The organism is Geminocystis sp., assembly GCF_041753295.1.
Lineage (GTDB): Bacteria > Cyanobacteriota > Cyanobacteriia > Cyanobacteriales > Cyanobacteriaceae > Geminocystis.
In genome coordinates, this window is sequence record NZ_JBGSUU010000070.1 from 1 (window position 1) to 22,351 (window position 22,351).

Annotated in this window: 22 protein-coding genes; 9 read left to right on the forward strand and 13 right to left on the reverse strand. The window is 32.0% G+C overall.

Features of this window, described 5'->3' with window-relative positions:
• Positions 1-150: 150 nt before the first annotated feature.
• The 3 genes from ACEW8E_RS07755 to ACEW8E_RS07765 all read right to left on the reverse strand — a co-directional run bounded on the left by ACEW8E_RS07755 (position 151) and on the right by ACEW8E_RS07765 (position 3,716).
• Positions 151-1,605 carry an ammonium transporter gene (locus tag ACEW8E_RS07755; RefSeq protein ID WP_373479771.1) on the reverse strand — a complete coding sequence of 485 codons (1,455 nt, stop codon included), beginning with the start codon at positions 1,603-1,605 and terminating at the stop codon, positions 151-153.
• Between the two features lie 104 nt (positions 1,606-1,709).
• Positions 1,710-3,338 (reverse strand): hypothetical protein, encoded by a 1,629-nt coding sequence (locus tag ACEW8E_RS07760; protein WP_373479772.1) that lies wholly within the window; start codon positions 3,336-3,338, stop codon positions 1,710-1,712.
• A 78-nt stretch (positions 3,339-3,416) separates the two neighbouring features.
• A complete protein-coding gene (locus ACEW8E_RS07765; RefSeq protein ID WP_373479773.1) occupies positions 3,417-3,716 on the reverse strand; it encodes a hypothetical protein in 300 nt (99 codons plus the stop codon).
• Between the two features lie 141 nt (positions 3,717-3,857).
• Between ACEW8E_RS07765 and ACEW8E_RS07770 the strand changes: the two genes are divergently transcribed.
• The 3 genes from ACEW8E_RS07770 (at position 3,858) to rpsU (ending at position 4,962) form a co-directional block, all read left to right on the forward strand.
• Entirely contained in the window at positions 3,858-4,202 is a 345-nt protein-coding gene (locus ACEW8E_RS07770; RefSeq protein ID WP_373479790.1) for an STAS domain-containing protein, read from the forward strand.
• A 26-nt stretch (positions 4,203-4,228) separates the two neighbouring features.
• The gene (locus ACEW8E_RS07775; RefSeq protein ID WP_373479774.1) at positions 4,229-4,693 is read left to right on the forward strand and encodes a Mini-ribonuclease 3; all 465 of its coding nucleotides are present in this window, start codon (positions 4,229-4,231) and stop codon (positions 4,691-4,693) included.
• Positions 4,694-4,785: 92 nt separating this feature from the next.
• Complete coding sequence (gene rpsU, locus ACEW8E_RS07780) at positions 4,786-4,962, forward strand: 30S ribosomal protein S21 (RefSeq protein ID WP_066347499.1); 177 nt, start codon at positions 4,786-4,788, stop codon at positions 4,960-4,962.
• Positions 4,963-5,187: 225 nt separating this feature from the next.
• Here the strand turns inward: rpsU and ACEW8E_RS07785 are convergent, their stop codons facing one another.
• Positions 5,188-6,354 (reverse strand): pyridoxal phosphate-dependent aminotransferase, encoded by a 1,167-nt coding sequence (locus tag ACEW8E_RS07785; RefSeq protein ID WP_373479775.1) that lies wholly within the window; start codon positions 6,352-6,354, stop codon positions 5,188-5,190.
• Between the two features lie 426 nt (positions 6,355-6,780).
• On the opposite strand from ACEW8E_RS07785, the gene ACEW8E_RS07790 reads away from it, so the two are divergent.
• Both ACEW8E_RS07790 and glyS read left to right on the forward strand, forming a co-directional pair.
• The gene (locus tag ACEW8E_RS07790; protein ID WP_373479776.1) at positions 6,781-7,467 is read left to right on the forward strand and encodes a DUF4079 domain-containing protein; all 687 of its coding nucleotides are present in this window, start codon (positions 6,781-6,783) and stop codon (positions 7,465-7,467) included.
• 322 nt (positions 7,468-7,789) lie between these two features.
• Positions 7,790-9,925 (forward strand): glycine--tRNA ligase subunit beta, encoded by a 2,136-nt coding sequence (gene glyS, locus ACEW8E_RS07795; RefSeq protein ID WP_373479777.1) that lies wholly within the window; start codon positions 7,790-7,792, stop codon positions 9,923-9,925.
• 197 nt (positions 9,926-10,122) lie between these two features.
• Here glyS and ACEW8E_RS07800 read toward each other — a convergent pair whose 3' ends face one another.
• Positions 10,123-10,425 carry a hypothetical protein gene (locus ACEW8E_RS07800; protein WP_373479778.1) on the reverse strand — a complete coding sequence of 101 codons (303 nt, stop codon included), beginning with the start codon at positions 10,423-10,425 and terminating at the stop codon, positions 10,123-10,125.
• Positions 10,426-10,525: 100 nt separating this feature from the next.
• Positions 10,526-10,933 (reverse strand): hypothetical protein, encoded by a 408-nt coding sequence (locus ACEW8E_RS07805; protein WP_373479779.1) that lies wholly within the window; start codon positions 10,931-10,933, stop codon positions 10,526-10,528.
• 32 nt (positions 10,934-10,965) lie between these two features.
• On the opposite strand from ACEW8E_RS07805, the gene mrdA reads away from it, so the two are divergent.
• Together mrdA and ACEW8E_RS07815 are read left to right on the forward strand one after the other, a co-directional pair.
• The gene (gene mrdA / locus ACEW8E_RS07810) at positions 10,966-12,780 is read left to right on the forward strand and encodes a penicillin-binding protein 2 (RefSeq protein WP_373479780.1); all 1,815 of its coding nucleotides are present in this window, start codon (positions 10,966-10,968) and stop codon (positions 12,778-12,780) included.
• A 192-nt stretch (positions 12,781-12,972) separates the two neighbouring features.
• Positions 12,973-15,645, forward strand: a complete 2,673-nt coding sequence (locus tag ACEW8E_RS07815; protein WP_373479781.1) for a TIGR03960 family B12-binding radical SAM protein — start codon at positions 12,973-12,975, stop codon at positions 15,643-15,645.
• Between the two features lie 112 nt (positions 15,646-15,757).
• On the opposite strand, the gene ACEW8E_RS07820 is transcribed toward ACEW8E_RS07815, so the two are convergent.
• Positions 15,758-16,240, reverse strand: coding sequence for a crossover junction endodeoxyribonuclease RuvC (locus tag ACEW8E_RS07820; RefSeq protein WP_373479782.1), 483 nt, complete (start codon positions 16,238-16,240; stop codon positions 15,758-15,760).
• Between the two features lie 135 nt (positions 16,241-16,375).
• Between ACEW8E_RS07820 and ACEW8E_RS07825 the strand changes: the two genes are divergently transcribed.
• Together ACEW8E_RS07825 and ACEW8E_RS07830 are read left to right on the forward strand one after the other, a co-directional pair.
• Positions 16,376-17,761 (forward strand): 16S rRNA (cytosine(967)-C(5))-methyltransferase, encoded by a 1,386-nt coding sequence (locus ACEW8E_RS07825; protein WP_373479783.1) that lies wholly within the window; start codon positions 16,376-16,378, stop codon positions 17,759-17,761.
• A 4-nt stretch (positions 17,762-17,765) separates the two neighbouring features.
• Positions 17,766-18,185: a TerB family tellurite resistance protein gene (locus ACEW8E_RS07830; protein ID WP_373479784.1), complete on the forward strand. Its 420-nt coding sequence runs from the start codon at positions 17,766-17,768 to the stop codon at positions 18,183-18,185.
• Positions 18,186-18,389: 204 nt separating this feature from the next.
• On the opposite strand, the gene ACEW8E_RS07835 is transcribed toward ACEW8E_RS07830, so the two are convergent.
• The 6 genes from ACEW8E_RS07835 to ACEW8E_RS07860 form a co-directional block, all read right to left on the reverse strand.
• A complete protein-coding gene (locus ACEW8E_RS07835) occupies positions 18,390-19,052 on the reverse strand; it encodes a Na(+)/H(+) antiporter subunit B (RefSeq protein ID WP_373479785.1) in 663 nt (220 codons plus the stop codon).
• Positions 19,052-19,669 (reverse strand): DUF4040 domain-containing protein, encoded by a 618-nt coding sequence (locus tag ACEW8E_RS07840; protein WP_373479786.1) that lies wholly within the window; start codon positions 19,667-19,669, stop codon positions 19,052-19,054. The genes ACEW8E_RS07835 and ACEW8E_RS07840 overlap by 1 nt, the downstream gene beginning before the upstream one ends.
• Positions 19,662-19,937, reverse strand: a complete 276-nt coding sequence (locus ACEW8E_RS07845; protein ID WP_373479787.1) for a monovalent cation/H(+) antiporter subunit G — start codon at positions 19,935-19,937, stop codon at positions 19,662-19,664. Before ACEW8E_RS07845 ends, ACEW8E_RS07840 begins: the two co-directional genes overlap by 8 nt.
• 33 nt (positions 19,938-19,970) lie before the next feature.
• Entirely contained in the window at positions 19,971-20,225 is a 255-nt protein-coding gene (locus tag ACEW8E_RS07850) for a hypothetical protein (protein ID WP_373479788.1), read from the reverse strand.
• Complete coding sequence (locus ACEW8E_RS07855) at positions 20,222-20,605, reverse strand: cation:proton antiporter (protein ID WP_373479789.1); 384 nt, start codon at positions 20,603-20,605, stop codon at positions 20,222-20,224. Before ACEW8E_RS07855 ends, ACEW8E_RS07850 begins: the two co-directional genes overlap by 4 nt.
• Before the next feature lie 156 nt (positions 20,606-20,761).
• A complete protein-coding gene (locus tag ACEW8E_RS07860) occupies positions 20,762-22,213 on the reverse strand; it encodes a cation:proton antiporter (protein WP_373479791.1) in 1,452 nt (483 codons plus the stop codon).
• Between the last annotated feature and the right edge of the window lie 138 nt (positions 22,214-22,351).

Consider the following 22,351-nt stretch of genomic DNA (forward strand, 5'->3'; position numbering starts at 1 on the left):
TCCCTGTTTCCTTTCTAATTCCCTGTTTCCTTTCTAATTCCCTGTTTCCTTTCTAATTCCCTGTTTCCTTTCTAATTCCCTGTTTCCTTTCTAACTCCTAACTCCTATCTCCTATCTCCTATCTCCTAACTCCTAACTCCTAACTCATCATTAATTATCTACTTCCAAAAAGCCATTATAAGCCTCCATACCATGTTCTCCAATATCTAAGCCTAAATATTCTTCTTCAGGAGAAACCCTTAAACCAAGAGTAACTCTAAGAAGATTCCAAAATAAAACACTTAAAATTATCATAGTCATTCCCACGGTAACAACACCCAATAATTGAATACCGAGTAAGGCAAAATTACCGTTACTAAATAAACCAGCTATTTTTTCATTCCCTGTGATGGTGGCATCGGCAAATAATCCCACGGCAAGAGTACCCCAAATACCGTTAACTAAATGTACTGACACTGCACCTACGGGATCATCTATTTTTAAACTATCGAGTAAATAAACCGCAAAAACTACTAAAATTCCTGCTAATGCACCAATGGTAATCGCACTAGAGTTACTAACCATTGAACAACCTGCGGTAATGGCTACTAATCCTGATAATATACCGTTGATACTTAAAGATAAATCAGGTTTTCCTGCTAATATCCAACTTGTAACAGTACCTGTAATACCTCCTGACGCAGCCGCTAAATTAGTAACCACGGCAATATTAGCAATACTATCATTTACCGCCATAGTTGACCCCGGATTGAAGCCAAACCAACCAATCCAAAGAATAAAACAGCCTAATGTCGCTACACTCAAATTATGACCAGGTAACGGTATTATACTGCCATCTTCCTGATATTTTCCTAATCTAGCACCTAAAATAATCGCCCCTGTTAAAGCACACCAACCACCAACCGAATGTACTACTGTTGATCCAGCAAAGTCTTGAAATCCAGCTTTTTGTAACCAGCCTCCCCCCCAAACCCAATGTCCTATCATGGGATAGGCGATCGCTACCAAGAAAAAAGCGAACAGGAGAAAATCGATAAATTTAATTCTTTCGGCTACCGCACCAGAGACGATAGTAGCGGCAGTACCAGCAAAAGCTACTTGAAATAAGAATTTTGCCGACAAAGGAACTCCAGTCCAATTTAAAGCGTTATAAACCCCCTCATAGGCATCACCTAGGGCTGGACTATTATCAACACCTTTTAAGAAAAAACCTTGTAAACCGATGAAACCATTGCCATCACTGAACATTAAACCAAAACCGATAGCCCAAAAAGCAATAGTTGATACTGCAAATACCATCAAATTTTTTGATAACATATTCACAGCATTTTTACGGCGACAAAAACCAGTTTCTAGCATGGCAAAACCAGCATTCATGAAAATCACCAAAACAGAAGCTAAAACTACCCATAAAGTATCTAAACCGACTTTTAACTCTCCCGTAACCTTTTGTAAATCAACGGGAGTATCTTGAGCATAAACAGCATAACTAGAAGAAAGAAGTAGTATTGAACTTAAAAGAACACAACCTTGCCAACCAGAAGATTTTTTTATTTTGTTAATAATTAATTTAACTTTTTTTTGTGTAGTTTTACTTTTGAACATAATCCTCACCAGATTTTAACTAAATCATTATAAATAGGTACTTAACTATTTTTAGCATCAATTATTACAAATATTTATGTAACTTTTATTGTAAAAACTGTCACCTAAAATGGGTTATTGTAAATCATAATTAATTGTCTTTGAGGATTATATATTTCTACAGGTAATTTATATTTTGAGCTAAGATATTGATAATTTTTCTCTACTTGATCAATATGAGTGATGATTTGATTTTTTTCTTCTTTATTATTAGTTAAATTCGTTATAGCTGATGCTGAAGCTATTTTCTGTAAATATTTATCCGTTAAAAAGACTTTAATATTTTCCTTACTTACATTAAAACTGCACATTACTTCTTCTTTGTTACATATTTCTTTTAACTTTGTTTTGATTTCTTCTCTAATAATCGCTTGTTTTAATTCTGATGTAGCTATTTCTAATTGTTTATTAGCATTAGATTCTAATTTATTTATTTCTTTTCTTAACAAAACTTCTGAAGGTATTTTTTTGAATAGAGTTATCGCTTCTTTCCATAGAGAAACTGCTTTTGTCCATTGATTATTTTTTTGAGATTCTGTAGCTAACTTAATTTTTTCTTGCACTTTATTTTTAATATTTAAAGCATTTTTTTCTTGATTAATTTGATTTTGTACTGTAATGAGTTTTTGTAAATAATTATTTAAAATTTCTTCTTTTTCTAAGTAAGCTGTTGTTTGAGGAGAAATTAATTCTACTTTTTGAATGGAAGTTTGCCATTTTTTTCCTATATTTTCTAAATCGACTAAAGACTTAACTTCTTTTGCTTCATTATCAATTACTACGGCTAAATCTTTTGCTTGATTTAATAAATCATTAGCTTTTTTTTCCTGTAGAATATTATTATTTACTGTCGTTAATTCATTTTGATAACTTATTAATTTTTCTGTTTTAAATTGATTTAATTCTTCTACTTTTATGGAATTTATAATCTTAATAGCATCATTTAAAAAACTTTTAACTCTATTCCATTCATCTAAAGATAAAGGTAAATTTTTTGTTAAAGTTTCCGCATTATTAACTAACACTAAAGCATTTAATAATTTATCTAAATCGTCAATTTTATTTTTATATTCACTAATTAATATATTACTTTCTTGATAATATTTTGACCAGCGAGGAACTCTTTTTAATTTATTTATTCCCTCTATTAACCCTAATTGTATATTTTTTATTTTAATTTCATCTAAACCTTGAGATTGATTTTTTAATAAACGAGATATTGATGTTTCCGTTTCTGTGATTAACTCACAATTTCCCAAAACACAAGGACGAGTAAAATAATATATCGTACCAATAGTACCTAAAGATAATAACCCAAAAAGAAAAATAAAAAATCCTACCGAAAAATTAAAAGAAGAATATTTTAAATTATTTACAGTTTCAAACTTATCATTAATAATGTTATCTTTAGTTTGATTATTACTGCAAAAAAATATTTTATTAACATCATCAAAACTACGAATTAAAAAGTCATCAATAATTTGATATTCATTAATAACTTGTCGAATTAAATCAATAATTTTAGTTAAATTATCTTCCCCAAAATCATCAATAGAAATTACTAGATATTTGTCTTCGATCAAACAATCAAGATTGTAAGGAGATTCGATAAGTTTACTCTCATTAATGATCTCAGAACATTTTATTTTTAAAGTTTGACAGTCAATATTATTCCCGATGGCTGTTTTAATCATAGTCAATATAATTAATTATATTTAACAATTATGTAGTTTAATCTTCCTCAAAATTATTGAAAAGATTTGGATAAAATACTAATTATTAAAAGGTGAAATAGTGCGAATCATTTTAAGAATATTAAGTAAAAAAATCTGATGACGTAAATCAGAATTAACTACGGGAGGAAAAGCACTGTTTGCTATTTTTTCTTCTAATAAAGCATAATCTGCCGCCGTTAATGATTTATTATCGATAGGAGATTTTCCCTCAACAATGATTTCTGTCGATAAAATTTCTTCAGGAATGTCCTCCCGAGGAGGTAAAGCTAAAGCGGATAAATTACCCATCAACACGAGACAAAATATACCTAAACTTATCATAAAAAAATTCATCATGAGTTATTATGGCTATAATAAGCTCTATTAATCAAAATTATCAAAAAAAATAGACTTAATCGTACAATTTTAAGCTATATTGTACAATTGATTCATCAACTACAGGAAAGTAAGGAGGTAGCTATTTCAGAACAACTAAATCTGACAGTTAGTCTTAGAGGGACTCGTGAAGTCAGAAAAAACTGCCAAATCTTCCATTTACTAGGTCAATTAGACGCTTTTTCAGAACCGACTTTTCAGAAAGTAGTCTTGAATTATGTCAAAGAATCAGCTAATCAGGTAATCTTAGATTTATCTCAAATTGACTTCATTGATAGTTCAGGATTAGGTGCTTTAGTTCGTATTGCAAAACACGTTGATACCATCAAAGGAAATTTCCGAATTGTTAGTAATGCGAGAGTAACTCAAACAGTAAAAATGGTTAGATTAGAGAAGTTTCTTAAATTGAAAAATTCTCTTGATGAAGCCTTAGAAGATATGCAATAATTTAGCTTTAAAACCAGTTTCATGCTTTGTCTATAACACAAAACAATTTTGAATCCTCGAATTCGCCTCAATCTGACTCCCAGAATGAGGTTATTCCCCACTGGCAACCCATTTTGCATGGGGAAATTTCTCCTTCTTCTATTCTACAAATTTCCCCTGTTTCTTTTGCTTATATCGGCGATGTAGTTTTTGAGCTTTATATTAGAACTAAGTTTTTATTACCTCCGAAAAAAATTTCTGACTATCATCACCAAGTAGTTGGCAAGGTTAGAGCAGAATCACAAGCTGCTTATTTACAACAACTATACCCTCTTTTAACGGACATCGAAAGAAATTGGGTTCGTCGGGGTAAAAATTCTGTTAATAAATCTCCTCGTCGTTTACCTCTACAAACCTATCAACAAGCCACTGGTTTAGAAACACTGTTAGGATACCTTTATATTTGCGATCGCCAAAGATTAGAATATATATTATCTCAAATAAAAATTTAATTAATTTACCTATGGTATAACATCCATTAGTAAGTTATAATTGTATATTAGTTTTAAAATCTAAGTAAAAATTTTAGTAAGGAGGATATTAAATGACCCAAGTGGTTGTAGGACAAAATGAAAATATAGAATCAGCTTTACGTCGTTTTAAAAGACAAGTTTCTAAAGCTGGAATCTTTGCAGATATTAAACGTCTGCGTCACTTTGAAACCCCCATTGAAAAACAAAAACGCAAAGCCGTTGCTCGTCGCAAAAAACGCTTTCGTTAAGTAGAATAGTATTTTTAGAAAAAGAGTAGTGAGTAGTTATTTTTTGTTATTTATAAATAGGTAAGGTGATAATAAAATTAACAGTAGATAGTTGTCTTTATCTTAGTTAATTCATAATGAAATTATTTGAGTTTTGAATGTTATTTTTTTTGAAATATAAGAACAAGTCACAATATTTAAGTAAAAACTTATGTTGATGACTTGTTTTTATTAATTAGTTAAATATTAGAGTGATTGAATAAAATTTCCTAGTCTTGTCATACCTTTTTCAATAGATATCATATCAGTGGCATAGGATAAACGAATACAATTATCATCACCGAAAGCAACACCCGGAATTACCGCAACTTGTTCTTGAGTAAGTAATTTATCACAAAATTCCAAAGATTTTAAACCAGTTTTACTAATATCAATAAATAGGTAAAATGCTCCTTGAGGTAAAGTGGTACTAACATTAGGAATGGATTTTACAGCAGAGTACATGACTTTTCTTCTTTGGGTAAAAGAGACTAACATCTCCTCCACACATTCTTGAGAAGATTCTAAAGCGGCTATAGCGCCATATTGAGCAAAAGTACAAACATTAGAAGTACTGTGACCTTGAACAGTGGTCATGGCTTTGATAAGATTAATATCACCAGCAATATAACCAACACGCCATCCCGTCATAGAATAAGCCTTTGCAAAACCGTTACTAATAATAGTACGTTTGAAAATTTCATCATTCACTGCTCCAATACTTAAATGAGTAGTGTCATCATAAAGGATTTTTTCGTAAATTTCGTCGGATACTACTAGAATATCGTGATCAATAATAACTTGGGCTAGAGCCTTAATCTCAGATGGGCTATAAACGCTTCCTGTGGGGTTAGAAGGAGAGTTTAAGACAAATAATTTAGTTTTTGAGTTAATCGCCTGTTTTAACTGTTCTGGGGTAATTTTATAGTCATGTTCTGCGGTGGTAGTTACAATTACAGATTTGCCTCCAGCTAATGTCACCATTTCAGGATAACTTAACCAATAGGGTGCAGGAATAATTACCTCGTCACCTTCTTCAATTAACGCCATCATCAAGTTATATAAAGAGTGTTTCCCACCGTTAGTAACGATGATATTTTCAGGTTTATAGTCTAAATTGTTGTCTTTTTTGAGCTTATTAGCGATGGCTTGACGTAAACCAATTTCTCCTGCTGCCGCGCCATATTTAGTTTTACCTTGATCTAATGCTTGTTTAGCTGCTAATTTAATATGATTAGGAGTATCAAAATCGGGCTCACCGGCACTAAAACTACAAACATCTAACCCCTCTGCTTTCATGGTTTTAGCTTTAGCGGTGATAGTCAGAGTAATGGAGGGATTAACTTGGGATATTCTAGCGGCTAATTTATTCATTTTTGCTTAATTTCTTCTTGCAAAGATATTTTTATATATTAATTTTCATAGTAAATAGTATTTATTGAACTACGATCCGTAAAAAAAATCACTCTTTCTTAATAAAAATTTTATTTAGTTATAAATTCTCTTGATACAAACACCTTCAGACAAAGTATGCTTTAATGACTTGAGTTCGATGCAAGAATCTTTATCTGGGTAGGTATTAGGTTTTATCATACTCAGGTATTTGTGAGAATTTTAAATACTTTTAATTATTAAATCTAATAGCTGACTACTAATTAAACAGAATTATTGTTCTGCTAAATACCGAGAATACATAATATTTTCATGAAAAAATGTTTAGTAAAAATTCAGTATTTTTCAAGAAAACTTAGTTACATTCTAGGGTAAAGATAATTCAAGTTAAAAGTACGAAATAAAATTATGACATTGGAACAATTTAGCCTCTTAATTCATCCTTTTCTTGCGGTTATTGGTGTTTTTCCTTTAGTGGGGATAGTTTCTTATTTTGCGTGGGAAACTCGTCAAAGAAGATTACAAGTAAAAACAGGAGAAAAAACTAAAATTGCCCCTTCCGTGGGTAAAACTCATGTAAATATTGGGAAATTATTATCCACAGCAGTAGTTATAGTCACATTGATAGGATTAGCACAACCTATTATTACTAAAAATATTCTTAAAGAACAACTTTGGCAAACAAATTTTCTACAGTTTATCTTCTTAGTTTTAATGTTTATTTTTACCATTGCTTCTTTTATTTTATTATTTCGTGGGAGAGTAAAATTATGGAGAGGAATTTTTGCTACTTTAAGTGGCATGGGAGTTGTTATTTTAGGTTGTCAAGATGGTGTTTTTCGTCGTGGTAATGAGTGGTTTTGGTCACACTACTATTATGGTGTAATTGTTTGTTTATTAATGATTTTTTCCGTAGCCATTATTGATGATATTTATCGAGATAAATCCCATAAATGGCGTAATATTCACATTATTTTAAACTGTTTAGCATTATTATTATTTATAGGACAAGGTATTACAGGATCTAGAGATTTATTTGAAATTGGTTTATATACTCCCCCTCCTGCATTTATATTGACACTTAGTAACTATTAATAATGATTGATAAAAATTTTGATATTTAAGGTAAGTAGAAATATAATTTATAATTGGTTTAATCGTTGGGAAGTGAATCAATTAAGTTTAAAGCATTTGCGGATTATCTATTTTAAAGTTAATAAAAATAATGAATAATCTTTGTTGCATGAGTGCCTTTGATAAAGTAAACAGACAATTAAATAAAGTAAACAGACAATTAATTTTATTTACTAACTTGATTTAGCCAGAGAGAATCAATGTCCTTAATTGATAATCTATTGTTAATTAATAAGCAATAGTCGATAATTAAAGGAAAAATGATTATAGAAATAACGCAAATATGCCAAACTTCCTTTTAGAAATTGGAACTGAAGAACTACCAGCCGACTTTATTGATAGTGCAATTAATCAATGGCAATACAAAATAAAACAAAATTTAGCTGACGAATTTTTATATCCTAGGGAGATTACAATTTACGGCACTCCCAGACGTTTAGCGGTGTTAATAGAAGGTTTAGAAGAGAAACAACCCGATAGAGAGGAAGAGATAAAAGGGCCACCTATTTCTTCGGCTTTTAAAGACGGTAAGCCAACTCCAGCCGCAGAAGGTTTTGCGCGTAAACAAGGGGGTAAAGTAGAGGATTTTCACATCAAACAAACGGATAAAGGAGAATTTATTTTTATTCAGAAAAAAACTGTCGGTGATGCTACTACTTCTATCTTGCAAAAATTAATCCCTCAATGGATTATGGGTTTAGAAGGAAGAAGGTTTATGCGGTGGAGTGACGGTGATTTACGTTTTCCTCGCCCTATTCGTAGTCTTATTACTCTTTGGGATAATGAGATTTTACCTTTTGAATTAGTAAGCGGTTCAACTACGTTAAAAAGCGATCGCTATACATCAGGACATCGTATTTTACACCCTGCTAATGTGAAAATTTCTTCGGCAAATAATTACGTTGCTTCTTTAGAAAAAGCATCGGTGTTAGTAGAAGTAAAAAATCGTAGTCAGAAGATTGAAGGAGAAATCAAGATTTTAGCTGATACCGTTGGCGGAAAAGCCGATATTTATCCTGATTTATTAGCAGAAGTAACGAATTTAGTGGAATATCCTACGGCGGTTTTAGGTAAATTTGAACCAGAATTCTTGGAATTACCTTCAGAAGTTATCGCTACGGTTATGGTTAAACATCAGCGTTATTTTCCCATTAGAGACGAAAAAGGGGATTTAATGCCCTATTTTATTACTATTTCTAATGGAGATCCTAAAAAATCTGATATTATTGCCACAGGAAATGCTAAGGTAATTCGAGCAAGATTAGCCGATGCTCAATTTTTTTATCAAGGGGATTGTGATGAACATTTAGAAACTTATTTACCTCAGTTAGAAAATGTTACTTTTCAAGAAGATTTAGGCTCAATTCACGATAAAGTTAATCGTATTATTACTATTAGTCAACAAATTTCTGACCAGTTACAATTAACTGAACAACAAAAAAATGACATAGAAAGTACGGCTTCTTTATGTAAAGCTGATTTAGTTACTCAGATGGTATATGAATTTCCTGAATTACAGGGCGTTATGGGGGAAAAATACGCTTTAATTAGCGGTGAATCTCCTACGGTAGCAAGAGGTATTTTTGAACATTATTTACCTAGAAATGCTGGAGATATTTTACCTGAAACCCTTAATGGACAAGTTGTTGGTATTTGCGATCGCCTTGATACCATAGTCAGTATTATGGGTTTAGGCATGATGCCTACAGGTTCAAGTGATCCCTTTGCGCTGAGAAGAGCAGCTAATGGTATTATTAATATTATTTGGCACGGAAATCTTAACCTCAATTTATCTCAATTATTAACTCAAGCCTGTGAAGAATTTACTACGGCACATCGTGAAAAAAAATCTCCTTTAAATGTCATAAAAGAATTTTTCTTACAAAGAATTAATACTCTTTTACAAGATGAATTAAACATCGATTATGACTTAGTAAATGCTGTATTAGGAGACAATGATTTAGAATATAATCAAAGAGCATTAAATAATTTATTAGACGTAAGAAAAAGAGCTTTATTTTTACAAGAAATTCGGAATAATAACATCCTAATTCAAATTTATGAGACAGTAAATCGTTCAACAAAATTAGCTTCAAAAGGAAGTTTAAAAACCGAAGAATTACACTTAGAAAAGGTTATAAATCCTGATTTATTTGAATCAATTTCAGAGCAAGAATTTTATCAAGGATTGTCTAAGTTATTACCCATTAGTAAACAAGCTAAAAGTGAAAGTAACTATCAATTATTAACCGATGGTTTACTAGAAATTAATCCTAAAGTAAGTAGCTTTTTTGATGGTGAAAATAGTGTTTTAGTGATGGCAGATAATGAAAAGATAAAAACTAACCGTCTAAATTTATTAGGCTTATTACGCAATTGTAGCCGAGTTTTAGCTGATTTTGGAGCAATTGTAAAATAACTAAATGGAAGGGAAAAGGGCAATGATGTGAGAGTTTTAAAAATTAAGTATATTGTGCAAAATTTAGTATTCTAAAAATAGAGTTTTTATTTAACAAATAAGACTGATAATGCTCTATTTTATGATAATTTTAAGACAGTAAAACTCTTGCCCTTTCTCTCTTTATCTTCTTAATTTCACGAAACCATTAAGTAACCCTAGGGTGATTTTTCTTGAGAAAGTAATTTATCACAAATATCTTTTATTTTCATTCTTTCAATATAAGGCCAACCTCCAACTTCTTCTATATGTTTTAACAATAAATAAAGTCGATGACGAGTATCAGGTAAATTCGGCTCTAGCATTTCTTGTCTGATGTTACGATGTAGTAATTCTAACTCTCGAAGAATCAAAAGTACGTCAAAAATATTATCGGGAGATTTTTTCGCTAAACACAAAATTTCATTGATTAACTTTTTTAGTTCATTTTCAATGGCGCTGTTATTAATACTGCTATTCATGAATCTTAAAATTACTTACCAGAAATTAATGATAGTGGATAATTCTTTTTTTTGCTATGGAAACTATTTTTGCATTATTATTGAATCAATGAAAAATTATTTAACAATAACGCACAGATTGCTCTAAAGACATAGGTTTTCCTGTTTGTGCATCGGTGTTATGACAAGCAAACATCATACTCGGTGATAACTTTTGAAATTCTAGGATATCGCCATAACGTTGTAAAACATACCCTCGTAATTCCTTAATGGGTAAATTAGTATATTGATCAATTTCATCAGTAAAGGAACGTAGAATAAGAGAAGCATTAGTTTTAACTCCATTAGCTAAACGTAACATAAATTGTTTTTTGACATCTACTTGATAACCATATCTAACTTGGTGATATTTCCTCGTTAAATCTATGATCAAAACCTCTCCGTCACTATCAATAAAAGTAATGATAGCCGTAGAATAACAATGAGATTCAAGTTCAAAAAGAAAAACAGATAAGCTATGTTGGATCATATTAAAATAATAAAGCAATCAATAACAAATTAATGACATTAGTAAACTTAGTCAAAAAACCTAAAGATAACCACATCAGGAGAAAAAAAAATTCTCCCAAAAATATTCAACACAAAAAAATTTGGTTAACGGTGGGACAAAATGACCAATCAATATTTATTATGGTCTTAATTAGTCTTTTTCTTTTTGGTGCGATGGGTTTTCGTCTAGCATACTTACAAATAGTCCAAGGAGACAAGTATTCTCTTAAAGCAGAAAATAATCGTACTAAAATCATCCCAAAACCTCCGGTTAGAGGTAATTTATTCGATCGCAAAGGCAGAAGTTTAGGTGCAACTCGATTGTCTTATTCTGCTTATTTATGGCCTATTGCCCAAAAACAAGAAAATTGGCCCGCCGCTAAAAAAATGTTAGCCAATATTTTGAATATATCAGAAGATAATTTACAGAATATTTTAGAAAAAGAAGGCTACGACTCTCCTACACTTGTCCGTATTGCTCGTAATTTAACTCCCAAACAAATCACCGCCATCGAAGAAAATCGTCACTTACTTTCACAAGTCGAAGTAGATACAGACACCGTCAGATATTATCCTCATCATAAAATCGGTTCACATATACTAGGTTACACCAGAGAAATTAATGCTGATGAATTAAAACTCCGTGAAAAAGAAGGTTATCGCATGGGAGATGTTATCGGTAAAATGGGCTCCGAAGCGGCTTTTGAGTCTCAATTGCGTGGGGAATGGGGTGGAATTTTGATGGAAAGAGACGGCACAGGAAAAGTACTGCGTAAACTAGGTATCAAAGAAGCAAAAGCAGGAAATGACGTTACTCTTACCCTCGATTTAGAATTGCAAATAGCTGCGGAAAAAGCTCTTGGCGATCGCAAAGGGGCAGTGGTGGCATTAGATCCCAGAGATGGTGCAGTGTTAGCGATGGTAAGCTATCCAGCCTTTGATCCGAATATTTTTTCTGGTAAAATTACAGAACAGATTTGGCAAGAAGTACAAGCGAAAGGCTACCCATTAATTAACCGTGCGGTAATGGGATTTCCTCCAGCATCCACCTTTAAAATCGTCACGGCTACTGCTGGAATGGAATCAGGGAAATTTTCATCAAAAGCCATCTTACCTACTTATGCCTATCTTCGAGTGGGGGGTACAGCTTTTGGAGAATGGAATCGAGCAGGATTTGGCCCGATGGGTTTTGTCAGAGCAATGGCATGGAGTAGTAATACTTTTTTCGGACAAATAGGCAACGGTGTTGGTGGAGAAACCCTGATCAATTGGTCAAGAAAATACGGTTTTGGTAGTAAAACAGGCATTGAAATCCCCGAAGACACCCCCGGATTAATCGCTGATAATGAGTGGAAAAAAAAGCGATTTAACTGGGAATGGACAGCAGGAGATACAGTTAATATGTCCATAGGGCAAGGTTTTACCCAAGCAACCCCTTTACAAATAGCGGTAATGTTTGCTGTGCCAGCCAATGGTGGTTATAAAGTGACACCCCATCTTTACCAAGATAAAGCTACTTTCATGAAAAAACGGGAATCTTTGAACTTAAAACCCGAAACCCTCAGTACTATTAGAGCAGGATTACGAGCCGTTGTTGATGGTGGGACAGGAACAAAAGCGGCTATTAGTGGGGTTGCCGTTGCAGGAAAAAGCGGCACAGCAGAAGCGCCCCCCGGAAAATCTCATACATGGTTTGGTGGTTTTGCCCCCTATGATAAGCCAGAAATCGTTGTAGTTGCCTTTGTGGAACATTCAGGAGGTGGAGGAGGCTCAACGGCAGGTCCTATTGTTAGACAGGTTTTAGAGGCTTATTTTAAACAAAAATAACAGATTAAGCATTAGACATCTCCCAAAATTAAAAATCAAATCAATTTTAATATTGAAATCGTCTAAATCAATATCTTTTGCCTCTTGTCTGACTTCTTTAGATATTACCAAATCTGACTTTGCCTTTATATTCTTGATTGATTAAGATACAACTTATAATTAATAAAAGATACAAGATAACTTAACAAAATTATGGTCATTGCCACAGATAAATTAATTACACCAGAAATATTTAAACCAGCCCGTTATTTAGGTAACGAATTAGGGGCAAAACATAAGGAATGGCAATCCGCCGAAGTTAGATGGGTGTTGACTTATCCTGAAATTTACGAAGTGGGTGCGTCAAATTTAGGGCATATTATTCTCTACAATATCATCAATGATCAACCTACACAATTATGCGATCGCTCTTATTTACCCGCACCAGACTTGGCGAAGAAAATGAGAGATACAAATACGCCTTTATTTGCCCTTGAATCGAAACGAGACGTTAAAGAGTTCGATATTTTAGGGTTTAGCTTGAGTTATGAACTTGGAGCGACTAATATCTTAGAAATGCTCAGTTTAGCTGATATTCCCTTTACATGGCAGGAAAGAAAAGATCGAGATTATCCTTTAATTTTCGCTGGTGGGCAAACCGCAACCTCCAACCCAGAGCCTTATGCAGACTTTTTTGACTTTGTCGCTTTGGGTGATGGTGAAGAATTATTGCCCGAAATTGGCTTAGTTATTGAAAAAGGTAAAAAAGAGGGTTTAACTAAAACACAATTACTATGGAATTTAGCACAAGTACCAGGGGTATATGTGCCACAATTCTATGATATGCAAGAAGATGGTAGCGTCAAGGCTAATCGTGAGGATGTGCCAGAGAGGATATTAAGACGAGTTGCCACTCCTATTCCCGCTTATTCTATTGGTTTAGTGCCTTATGTGCAGACAGTACATGATCGCCTTACTATAGAAATTCGTAGAGGTTGCACTAGAGGTTGTCGTTTTTGTCAACCCGGAATGTTAACTCGCCCAGCCCGTGATGTTGAGCCGAAGGAAGTGGTAGAAAGTATTGTAGAAGGCATGAAACAGACAGGATTTAATGAATTTTCTTTATTATCTCTTAGTTGCTCTGATTATTTATCTTTACCTGCCGTTGGCATCGAAATTAAAAACCGTCTCAAGGATGAAAATATTTCTCTGTCTCTTCCTTCCCAAAGAGTGGATCGATTTGATGAGAATATTGCTAACATTATTGGTGGTACTCGTAAAGGTGGCTTAACTTTTGCCCCTGAAGCTGGTACGCAACGAATGCGTAATATTATTAATAAGGGCTTAACTAATGAGGAATTATTGCGAGGTATTCAAACCGCAGTAAAAGAGGGTTGGAATCAAATTAAGTTATACTTCATGATTGGTTTACCCGGTGAAACCGATGAGGATGTTATCGGTATTGTGGAGACTATTAAATGGTTACGTCAAGAATGCAGACATCTCAGTAATAAGCGTCTTAATTTTAATATCACCATCTCTAATTTTACCCCCAAACCCCATACTCCTTTTCAATGGCATTCCGTTTCTACTTCCGAATTTTTGCGTAAACGTAATATTTTGCGTGATGAATTTTATCCCGTTAAAGGGGTTAAGGTTAATTATACTGATGTGCGTATTTCCGCTATCGAAGACTTTGTAGGACGTGGCGATCGCCGTTTAGCCCCCGTAGTGCGTCGGGCGTGGGAATTAGGGGCGGGGATGGATTCATGGTGGGAAAACATCGATAAGGCTTATAAAGCATGGCAACAAGCTATTGATGAGGCTGGATTAACATGGAAATATCGTCAGGTAGAAAACGGTGAATGGAATGTTTTTGAGAAGGCAGAAGATAAACCTCCCTCAATCCCCCCTCAAAATGGGGGAAGTCTTGAAACTCATAACCAACTATTAACTATTAACTATCAACTATTAACTAATAAGCCCTTACCATGGGATCATTTAGATACTGGTATTGATAAAAACTGGCTCAAAAATGACTTAGAAAAGGCATTACAAGAAGCCACAGTGCCAGATTGTGCCTTTGATGGTTGCAGTCATTGCGGAGTTTGTAGCCCTGATTTTGGCCATAATATCGTGGTAACTCCTCCTCCTATTCCAGACTATGTGGGTGATTTCAAGCCTAACCAAGAGAAAGCCCAAAAAATTCGAGTTTGGTTTGGTAAACATGGGGATATGGCGTTAGTTAGTCATTTAGATTTAGTACGTTTGTTTGACAGAGCCATCAGAAGGGCTAGTATTCCTATATCATACACTGGTGGTTTTCATCCAGGTCCAAAAATCTCCATCGCCCTTGCTTTATCATTAGGTATGACAAGTAATGGGGAAATTGTGGATTTTGAAAATCATACATATATGGATATTAATGAATTTACTGAAAAATTAAAAGCCCAATTACCGCCAGAATTACCTATTTTTAAAGTTGAAGAATTACCTCTTAAATCTCCTAAAGCTACTCAAATTTTAGATACTGCTGAATATGTAATTACTATTTCTGCTGATAATAAATTTAGCGTTACTCAGTGGCAAAATTGGCTTAATCAAGTGCAAAATTCTTCAGAAATAATCATGGAAAAAACGGCTAAAACTGGTAAGAAAAAAATGGTTAATTTAAGAGAAAATTTGGATAAAATCTCTTTAATTGATGATAATTTTCAAGAATCAGATACCGTGACAATAAATTATTTAGGAAGTGCTAAAAATGATGGTAGTTTATTGACTCCTGATCAAGTTTGCTTTATGTTAGAACAAATTAGCGGAGAAAATTTAAGTATTATTAAGGCACATCGTGAGGGAATAATTTTAGCAGATATTATCACTCAATAAAAAGTTGATATTATCCACCTTTGAGGTTAATTTTGTTCAAAGAGTTTCTAGTTATTCAAACATAACATTTAGTTACATCTCTTGATTTATATTTATTTCTCCTATCTCCTAGTTAGTTAATGGAATTTCTTAAGCCACAAGCTGCACCATAGGCAATGGCGATGGCGTCTACACTGTCGTTAATCGGTAATTCTGGTAAATCAAAAATTTGTTGTAATATTTCTGCCACTTCATCTTTAGTGGCTCTACCGTTGCCTAAATGGGCTTTCCAACTAGCTTGGTGTAAAAAAATAGGGGTTATTTGTGCTTCACGATAACACACTAAATTAATTACCCCTAAAGCCTGTAAAACCTTTCCTGCGGACTTTATTTGTCGGTTAAAGAAGGGCATTTCTATGGCTACATGATGGGGCTTAAACTCCTTCATAATAGCTATAAAATCCTCTTCTAACTCCACTAGACGCTCTCCCGTTGGCAGACTTTTATGAGTTTCAACTATACCATATTCGATAATTTCGGGGGTTTTAGTTTCATCCCCTTTTAAAATTGCCCAACCTGCGATCGCCAAACCTGGATCAATTCCTAACCAAATCATATAAAAAGATATAATATTTAAACTTTTTTAGATATAAATTATGATACCATTATTGTTGTTATTTTTAATCTTAAAAAATCTCATTATGATATAGCAAATTAGTTTGTTATTGAACATTAATGGAATTATTAACAGATGAAAATTAATGGTAAAATTTTTGTTTATTATAACTTTTTATTAATGAATAATCCTCGTCAATTAGCTTTTCAGGCTTTACAAAATATTTATCAAAATCATGCTTATACTGACATTGCCTTAGATAAAGTTTTTTCCTCCTCAAATATTTCACCTTCTAATAGTCATTTAGTTTCAGAGTTGGTGTATGGTATTGTTAGACGCAAACGTACCCTTGATAGTCTTATCAATCAACTAGCCACAAAAAAAGCCACTCAACAACCCTTAAATTTGCGTATTATTTTGCAATTGGGATTATATCAATTACGGTATCTCGACAAAATTCCTGAGTCGGCGGCAGTAAATACTAGCGTTGACTTGGCTAAAAATAACGGTTTAACTAAACTTTCTGGGGTAGTTAATGGTATTCTAAGATCTTATATTAGATTATCAGAGCAAGAAGATCCTTTAATTTTACCTTCAGATTTTATTCCCCATCTTGGAGTTAAATATAGTTTTCCTGATTGGTTAGTTTCTCTTTTTATCGAACAATTTAACGTTAAAAATACTAAAAAATTATTAAATTGGTATAACCAAATTCCTTCTATAGATTTAAGAGTTAATTCTTTACAAATTTCGAGGGAAAACTTACAAGAAATTCTCCTTAATCATGGTATCGAAACAACTTTTTTACCTTATCTTTCAGATGGTTTAAGGTTAGCTAATTCTGCGGGAAATATTACTAAATTAGACTGTTTTAAAGAAGGTTTATTTACCATTCAAGATGCCAGCGCCCAACTTGTCACCGATTTTCTCAACCCCCAACCCCATGAAATCATTATAGATGCTTGTGCTGCTCCGGGAGGAAAAACTACTCATATCGCTGAGTTAATGAAGGATACTGGTACTATTATAGGTTGTGATCGCCACTTATCAAGGTTAAAAAAAGTAACTCAAAACGCCGAGAGACTAAAATTAAAATCCATTGAAGTGTTAGAAGGAGATAGCAGTCAATTAAGGGGGTGGGAAAATAAAGTTGATAGAGTGTTGGTAGATGTGCCATGTTCAGGTTTAGGTACATTACATAAAAATCCAGATATTCGTTGGCATAAAAAACCAGAAGAAATTAAAGCCTTGACTGAATTACAATTAAAAATTCTCGAAAATTCGGCAAAATGGGTTAAAAATGGTGGTATTTTAGTTTATTCTACTTGTACCTTAAATAAACAAGAAAATGAGGATATTATCACTAAGTTTTTAGAAAATAATCCTTTATGGCAATTAGACACAAAAAATAATAATCCAAACTTCGATTTTTCGATAACATCAAAAGGGATGGTGAAAATATTTCCTCCTGTGGATAATATGGACGGATTTTTTATGGCAAAATTAATTAAAGGAAAATAATTTTATGACAACGCAAAATAAAACTAAATTATTAGTCAAAATTTTAGTCGGTACAGCATGGATTGATGGTATTATTCAACCTCAAGAAAGACAATATTTGCAAAAAGTAGTAACAGAAAATAATCTTAATGATGATGCCGAAATTAAGTCTTTACTATCAGAAATTAAACCTATTAATCCACAAGAATGTTATCAATGGTTAGAAGAATATTTAGGGAAAAATCCCACCATACAAGATTATGAAGAATTATTAGGAAGTATTAGTGCTTTAGTTTACAGCGATGGTGATGTAGATATTCAAGAAGCAAAACTGTTAAATAAATTACAAAATTTAGATCCTTATTCTCAAGAAAAAAAATCTGGTTTTGAGCAAATTATTAACTCTATTAGACAATTATATAATAAAGCAATATCTAGCAATTAGGGAATAAATAATAGTGATAAAAATTAAGTATTTAAAAGTGATGCTTTAAGAAAAAAAGACATAATTTTGTTGAAAAATAAAATATTTTTGACTAAGTTAAGGTAGGAGTAAGGGAAATTTTTAATTGTGCATTATCCATTGTCAATTAATTATCATGACTTGATTTATAATTATTTTTCTCCTCTCTCCTTTCCCCTGTTTTAATTATAAAAGTCCTCGATAACGGATAAATAAAAGTATAACTGCCCATGATCCTAAAGCGACTTTTAAAGCAACTAAAATATTCAATAAAGGAATTATACCACCACTTAGTAATGATCCTAAATTCCCGTGAGGTAATTCTACTCCAAAGAGGGTAATAATAGCTAATAAAATAAAAACAATTACAATAATTTTTTCCCATTTAGAAGCATTATAATCTTTATATATTTTCTCCATTAATTCAGTGGAAGAAGTTATCACAATTAAGCCAATAGCTGTACCTCCAGCGACTCCTGCAGCGAATCCTCCTCCGGGTGATAAATGTCCTCTTATAGCTAATTCTATACTCACTAAAGTGGTAATCATAGCCCCTAATCTAGCTAAAATAATGGAAGATTCATCGGTGAATTGATAGACAATTTCTGATGATTTTTCATCGGCGAATAAATGTTGTACTCCTAAAATTGCGATGGTAAATACTACTACTTCAAAAATAGTGTCATAAAGTCGATTACGCAAAATTACCCCTGATACTGCATTAGGGATTCCTGTATCTTTGACTATGGTTTCAACGATGGAAATTTCTCCTGATTCTAAAATATTATTCGGAATAATTAGTATTTTAATAAATAAGGCAATTCCAGCAATTAAATAAATAATTTTCATTAATTTTCCTCTTTATTTTGCTTTATATTGACATAGCTTAAATTAGTTTCAACATTAGAGTTTTCTTGAGAGATAATTTCGTATAATCTTTCAATTCTAAAAATAGTTTCATAGAGATTTTTATGATCTAAATTTTCGTTATTTTTGATGTTATTATTAATAGGAAAACAAATACCATGAACTTCTTTTTCTTGTAATGCTTTTTCTAAATTATTTATATCTTTATAACTCAACAACTCTAACCTTAAATAATATTTACGGATAATCTTTTTAAAGTTACTTATTATCAATAAAAATAAATCTTTTTTTTCCTTTTCTTCCGTAGAAATTGATGCTTGAGTTTCCTTTTGGAAATCTGTTTCTAATACTCCCAACTTCATCACTAAAGAAGAACGTACTGCAATGACATACAAAGTAATTGCCAATAATGTACCCATCAAAGCCTCTGTTAAAGCTACATCTCCAGCACCTAATATAGCATATACTAAAGTGGCGATCGCACCTAAAATACCTCGAATAACTAAAGCATGAAAAGGATTAACTTGAATTACCAATAAAAAAGCCGACAGAGGTAATAAAGCAGTGATAAGATAAAGGGAAAAATCAGGATTATTCATCAACAGTATTACTTTTATTACTACTAGAACAATAAGCCAAAACATAACCTAACATAGTATTCCAAATTGCCAAAGAAATAATTGCTAAGACTAATAATGGCCATTCTCTGGGTATTTTCCATAATAATCCCATAACAATGGCAATTGAACCAAGGGTATCAGACACAGAAAGACTATGAAGTTTATAAAGGGGCGAACGTTTACTTAATAAATAAGATGTACCCCATAACCATAAAATTAAGCCAAATATAATCAAAAAATAACTCATAAATTCATTAAATAAAAAAAATAAAAATTGTAATTAATTTTCAGTAGTGACACGTTTAATTACTTGCGCTAATAACATAAATCCTGCATTGCCAACCGTTAAAATAATTACTCCAACAATAGCAATCATCCAATCATCTCTTAACACAGAAATAAATAAAATTAAAATCGCAGTTTTACTAGAAATACTAGCAACAGCTAACATTTTTTGCCATATATCTTCATCTTTCCATCCTTGATAAATAGGTATCAATAAAATTAGAATCATGATAACTAAAATAATATTCATTGACTTCTCCTTCTTAAAATTCGATGAATTTGAAATAACCCTTCTTGATAATATTTTAAAACCAAAGTTTTAGGGGTAAATGTTATTAAAAATATATCTAAAAAAATCAAATTTTTCGATCTATTTGGTTTAACTCTTTCCACGGTAAAACCTTCATAAGGATGAGGAAAAATCATAATTTCTAAGGCTTCATAATAGGCTTGAGGAATAGCAATTAAAACTCTTACTAATACTTTTAACCATTCTTTTATTGACTCTTTTTCTGTGTTACTACGAGGTAATAATATGGCAATAAATAAACCAATAATTATATTTGGAATACTTAAATCAGAAGTAAGTAAAAACCAAATTGTTAGTCTTAAAATAAGAGATAAAATCATAATTAATGAGAAAGTAAATTAAGAATTAACTAAGTATTAAAGTAAAACAGATTATATAATTTAAAATTAATAACTAATAATTTTTTGTTGTTTTTTGTTTTTTATTTCTTGCATGAATATAAAGTAAACCTATAATTAATTTTGCTTACTTACTTATTATAATAATAATGGACTATTAACCATTAATAACACTCCATATAATAAAATACACATTAAAGTTAAAAAACCCACTATATTATCAAATTCTTCAAGAATACGAGGTACACTTATGACTATTTTTCTAAGAATAAAACGGTAAAATAAAAACCCTAATAAAACAATAATTAAAGCCTTAATAATATTAATCAAAATATAGGCTTCATAATAGATAATATTAGTAGAAAGAAGCATAAAAATTAATAAAGTAACAGCTAATAGTAAATTAAAACTAATTTTTCTATCCTTCTCAGATTTATGGGGTAATAAAATTAATTGAAAGAAATAAATAGTTGTACCAATAGCGACAATATTCATGGGAATAACTTGCCAAGAAAGTAAATTATCTATGGTTAATACCTTAGCTTCAAAACTAGAGAAAAAAGGAAAACCAATCATAGAAATAGAAGCTAAAGAAAGGGGAATCCAGATGCTAGTATTAATACCATTTTTTTTCAATTCTGATAAATTTCTGGTGGGTAAATAACCAGCAGTTAAAAACAGAGTACATTTTGCTAATCCGTGAGTTAAAGCATAAAAACCACCGACGGAAGGAGAAGCTAAAATAAACCCTAATTGAGATATAGTAGAAAAGGCAAACATTCGTTTAATATCTTTTTCTAATAAAGCATAAAAAACTCCTAAAATTGCTGTACCAACTCCTAATAATCGTACAATAAAATCAATATCTTCGCTAATTTCTGCACATCTAATTAAAGGTAAAATACTTGCTTTCACTACAATCCCTGACAATAAAGCCGAAACGGGAGTATCTGACTCTGCATGAGTTAAGGGCAACCATAATCCAGAAATAAAAATTCCACCTTTGACTAATAAGCCTAAAAAAATTAATACAAATGCTTCAGGAGGAGAGTTGTTTAAACCTTCAAAATAAAAAGAATTATTGGCTTTATAAACTAAAATTGCACCACCTAAATAAAACAACATTACAATACTGCTAATGAATAAATAACGTAAACCTATCCAAAGAGATCGATCTGTGCGAGGATAAACAATTAAAGTAAAAGCTATCATGCCAATAACTTCTAAAGCAACATATAAAGTAATAAAATCTGTGGTGATAAAAGCTGAATTTAAGCTAGTATGTAACAAAATAATTTGTCCATAAAAAAAAGCAGTTTTCTCCTGTTGCCAACAGTAAATTATCACTGCCGTAGTTACAATAGCATTAGTTAAAATAAAATAACCACTGAGAGAATCTACTCTAAAAGTAACCCCAAAATTATCTAGTAATTGAAACGATAAATTTATGTTATTGAACAGTATTTGTAAACTATAAATCACAGAAATTAAACTGCCAAATAATGCTAAATATTTACCTAATTTAGGAGTTAAAGAAATAATAAAACCTAACAATAAAGGTATCGCAATCCAAGCAATGGTTAAATTAATCGGCGTTGCTGAATTAAAGTATGATTTTTAGATAAGGTGATGCCGAAGGCACGCTACGCGCACGTATCTTTATTACTCTCTTAAATTATCACAGAGGCGTGCTGTGTACCAGAGCCGACGAGCGATCGCTCGTAACTT